The sequence below is a fragment of the Methylobacterium sp. D53M genome, assembly GCF_053345625.1.
In genome coordinates this window covers 1-1,795 of sequence record NZ_JBKFAL010000072.1, presented here as the reverse complement: position 1 = coordinate 1,795, position 1,795 = coordinate 1, and the positions used below count along the sequence as shown (strand labels likewise).

General features: G+C 79.0%; 1 protein-coding gene. It reads right to left on the bottom strand.

The features are described 5' to 3' along the window. The coding region (locus ACLBYG_RS31525) for a non-ribosomal peptide synthetase (protein ID WP_447684078.1) at positions 1-1,795 on the bottom strand (1,795 nt) is incomplete at both ends.

Here is a 1,795-nt window from a genome sequence, read left to right as displayed (position 1 = left end):
GGCGAGGATCGAGTCGCCGCCGCGCTCGAAGAAGCTGTCCCGGCGCGACAGGCGTCGGGCGTCGAGGCCGAGCACGCCGGCCCAGAGGGCGGCGAGGCGCGTCTCGGTCTGGCCGCGCGGCGGATCGAAGCCGGTGCTCCCGCCCGCGGCGTCCGCGCCCGCCCAGTCGGGTTCGGGGAGGCGTCCTGGGTCGAGCTTCCCGTTGGCGGAGACCGGCAGGGCGGGGAGGGCGAGGATGCGGGCGGGGCGCAGCGCGTCGGGCAGCGTGTCGGCCAGGGCCCGCTGCAGCGCGGGCTCGTCGAGGACGCCGCCGGCCGCCGGCACCGCGTAGCCCACCAGCCGCAGCCCCCCGTCCGGACCGGGACGGGCGACCACCGCCGCCTCGGCCACGCCCGGCAGCGCCCGCAGCGCGGCGGCCGCCTCGCCCGGCTCGACGCGCTGGCCGCGGATCTTGACCTGATCGTCCGCCCGCCCGCGGTAGTCGAGCTGCCCGTCCGCCCGCCACGCCGCCCGGTCGCCGGTGCGGTACAGCCGCGCCCCGGCCGGCGCGCCGCGCCCGGCCTCCGGGTCGGGCACGAACCGCGCGGCGGTCAGGCCGGGCTGGCCGCGGTAGCCCCGGGCGAGGCCGAGGCCGCCGATGTAGAGCTCGCCGACCACGCCGACCGGCACCGGGTGGAGCGCGTCGTCGAGGACGTGCAGGCGCAGGTTGGCGATGGGCGCGCCGATCGGCACGCGCGGCCCGGGGGCGGGCCCGTCCGCGCAGGCGCCATCGCAGGCGCCATCCCAGGCTGCGACGTCGCAGGCGGTGACGTCGATGGCGGCCTCGGCGGGTCCGTAGAGGTTGTGCACCCGCGCGCCGGTGCGGGCGGCGACGGCGCGGGCGAGATCGGGCGGCAGGGCCTCGCCGCTGGCGACCAGTCGGGTGAGGCTGGCGGTGTCGTCGAGGGCGCCGGCGGCGAGGGCGGCCGAGAGCTGGGCGGGCACGAAGTGCAGGAGGGTGACGGCGTGCCGGCCGATGAGGCGTGCGATGGCGTCGGGGTCGCGGTGGGCGCCGGGGGGCGCCAGGACGAGGCGTGCGCCGGTGACGAGGGGGAGAAGGATCTCCCAGACGGCGACGTCGAAGGAGACGGGGGTCTTGTGCAGGATGGTGTCGTGGGCACCGACGCGCAGGTGGTCGGCCATCCAGGCGAGGCGGTTGGCGAGGGCGGCGTGGGTGTTGGCGCAGGCCTTGGGGGTGCCGGTGGAGCCGGAGGTGTGCAGGACGTAGGCGAGCGCGTCCGGGTGGGGGGCGCGGGTGCGGGGCCGGACGGGCCGGGCGCTGTCGTCGTCCGCGTCGGTATCCGGATCGGCGTCCGGATCGGCGTCGAGGACGAGGGGCGCTCGCCCTGCGGCGTCGGCGAGGGCGGGGTGCTGGTCGGCGAGTTCGGGCTGGGTGAGCAGGAGGTCGGCCTCGGCGGCGAGGGCGGCGAGGCGGGCTGCGGGCAGTTCGGGGTTGAGGGGGAGGATGGCGGCGCCGGTCCTGAGGACGGCGAGCCAGGCGGCGGGCAGGTCGCAGGTGCGCTCGAGGAGGAGTCCGACGACGCGCTCGGGTCGGGCGCCGGCGCGGGCGAGGCGTCGGGCGATGGCGGTGGCGCGGGCGTCGAGGCCGGCGCGGGTCAGGCTGGTCCGGGCGTCGGTCACCGCGATCGCGTCGGGATCGTGCGCGCGGTGGCCTGCGAACGCGGCGAGGACGTCGCCGGCGCCGTCCGGGTAGGCCCGGGCGGTCGCGTTCGCCGACCCGATCACCGCCCGGTCG